General features: G+C 63.2%; 2 protein-coding genes. One reads left to right on the forward strand and one right to left on the reverse strand.

The genetic code is table 11. The features are described 5' to 3' along the window. Positions 1 to 141: 141 nt before the first annotated feature. Complete coding sequence (locus tag JOY90_RS09905) at positions 142 to 1,296, reverse strand: ABC transporter substrate-binding protein (protein ID WP_291690956.1); 1,155 nt, start codon at positions 1,294 to 1,296, stop codon at positions 142 to 144. Positions 1,297 to 1,537: 241 nt separating this feature from the next. Between JOY90_RS09905 and JOY90_RS09910 the strand changes: the two genes are divergently transcribed. Beyond that, positions 1,538 to 2,722 (forward strand): cupin domain-containing protein (locus tag JOY90_RS09910; protein WP_291690955.1); only part of this gene is annotated, 1,185 nt, incomplete at its 3' end.

Raw genomic sequence — 2,722 nt, forward strand, 5'->3', positions numbered from 1 at the left:
GAAACAGCAGCAGCCCGAACTGCAGACCGTTCAGGCACTGTTCGATAAACAACAGCATCGGATTGTGACGGACGATGGACGGGCCTGTCGGCCCGTCATTCTAGCGCCGCCTGTCCTCCGTCCCGCCCGTTCGCCCCGTCATCACTTCATCGGACACTGGCCGTGAAACTGATCCTGACTGTCTTTGACGATCGTGGTGACGGTCTTGAGGGTGAAGTTGCCTTCCGCGTCCTTCACCACATCCTGCAGATAGAAGTTCTGAATCGGAAACTGGTTGTTGCCGTACTTGTAGGGACCGCGCACCGATGCGTAGTTGGCCTTGCGCATCTCGGCGCGCATCGCGTCTTTCTTGCTGAGGTCGCCGTTGACCGCGATGACCGCGCTATTGACGAAATTCGCGGCGTCATAGGACTGCGCGCCGTAGAACGAGGGATAGTTCTTGTGCTTGGCGCGGAAGTCCGCCACGAACTTCTTGTTGGCATCGTTGGGCAGATCATTGACCCATTCCTGCGCGCCCGGCACGCCGAGCGCGAGATCCTTCTGCAGCGGAAGCGTAATGGCGTCGATGGTGAACGCCGTATAGAGCGGAATCTGACCCTTGAGTCCGGACTGGGCATATTGCGTGAGGAACTGTACGCCGGCGGCTCCGGGATAGAACACGAACACGGCCTCGGGCTTGGCCGCGCGCACTTTCGACAGCTCGGTGGAGAAATCGAGCTGGTCCGGCCATTTGGTCAATTCCTCGCCGATGACCTGGCCCTTGAAGGTCGTGCGCACGCCGGTGAGCATGTCCTTGCCGGCGGCGTAATTCGGCCCGATCAGAAAGGCGGTCTTCACCCCTTTCTGCGTCATGTAGGTGCCCATCGCCTGCGGCGTCTGGTCGTTCTGCCAGGAGGTCGAGAAGAAGAAGGGCGAGCACTGCTCGCCGGCGATCTGCGAGGGGCCGGCATTGGCGCTGATCAGGAAGGTCTGCGAATCCACCACCGGCTTGAGCGAAGCGAGCAGCACGTTCGACCAGATGTAGCCGATGACGAAATCGACCTTGTCGGACTCGACCAGCTTCTGCGACTTCTGCACGCCGACTTCAGGCTTTTGCTGGTCGTCCTCATAGATCACCTCGACCGGCTTGCCGGCCATCTTGCGGCCGAGATGGTCGAGCGCGAGCTCGAAGGAGTTGCGCATGTCGTTGCCGATCACCGCGGTTGGGCCGCTGAACGTGCTGACGAACCCGATCTTCACGGATTGCTGGGCCCCGGCCGGCGCCGCGCCGAGTGCGACGAGAGCAACCGTTCCCATCAGAAGCCTTTTCATGTGCGCTGTCCTCCCAAGCAAACTCCAAAGCCGATCTTAGTGGATCGGTTCCGGGGTCAAAAGCCCTCTCGGCCGTGGCCTTTCGCCCCGCGGCGAGCGTCGCGTAGCCAAGCTTGCGCGAACGACGGCGCGCCGGCACGCACGCCTCTGCGGGCGCGCGCCTTGCCTTGCCCCGGGGCCGGCAGTAAAGCATTCATTCGGCTGCGCTTCTACGACAGGCGTCGCAATGCATGAATTGACCGGCAGGACGCATTGGCATGAGCCGAGCGGCAACGAGCGAGCCGGCTTCGGCGAGTTCGGCCGACCCAAGACGCCTTACGACCTGTTCATGGAATCGGAGGGCGTTCCGATCTACCGCGACATCGGCGTGCGCAAGGTGCAAAATTTGCCGCTTGCGCCATGGAAGCGGATGGGCGGCAGAGGCACCTACATCCAGCTGCACGGCACCGAAGGCAAATGGGGCTCCTACGTCGTCGAGGTACCCGGGGCCGGCGCACTGCACGCGGAGAGGCACCTCTACGAGGAAGTCTACCTCGTGGTCGAGGGGCGCGGCACCACCGAAGTCTGGCTCGAGGGCGACAACAAGCGTCACGTCTTCGAGTGGCAGAAGGGCTCGCTGTTCTCCATCCCGGTGAATGCCTGGCATCGCATCGTCAACGCGAGCTCCGCGCCGGCGCTGCTCCTCGGCGGCACCACGGCACCGAACCTGGTGAACCTGATCAACAACGTGGAGATGATATTCAACTGCCCTTATGAGTTCCGCGACCGCTTCAGCGGCGCCGACGACTTCTACAGATACAAGGACGACATCGAGCCGGATCCGGTGCGTGGCCTCGCCATGCGGCGCACGAATTTCATTCCCGACGTGGTCAACTGCGACTTGCCGCTCGACAACCGCCGCTCACCGGGATGGCGTCGCGTCGAGCCGTTCATGACCGGCAACACGTTTTATCTGTGGATCGGGCAGCACGAGAACGGCCGCTATTCCAAGGCGCACGCGCACACGTCGGCCGCCGTGCTGATCTGCCTCAAGGGCAAGGGCTACACCTATACCTGGCCGGAGCGCTACGGCGTCACGCCGTGGAAAGACGGCCATGGCGACAAGGTCAAGCGCGTCGACTACGAACCGGTGGGGATGGTGTCGGCGGCCCCCGGCGGGGCGCGCTGGTATCACCAGCACTTCGGCGCCTCCAGGGAACCCTTCCGGCTGACCGCCTGGTTCGGACCGCACAACCCGGGCCGCGAGCCGGGCCCGCCCGGGGAGAAGCACACCGACTACACGGGCATGGACATCCCCGAGGGAGGCACCGCGATCCCGTACTGGATGGAAGACCCCTTCATCCGCGAGGAGTACGAAGCCAAGCTCAAGTCCGAGGGCGTGCCGAGCCGGATGGAGCCCGAGTTCTACAAG

Source organism: Bradyrhizobium sp., assembly GCF_019242285.1.
Lineage (GTDB): Bacteria > Pseudomonadota > Alphaproteobacteria > Rhizobiales > Xanthobacteraceae > Bradyrhizobium.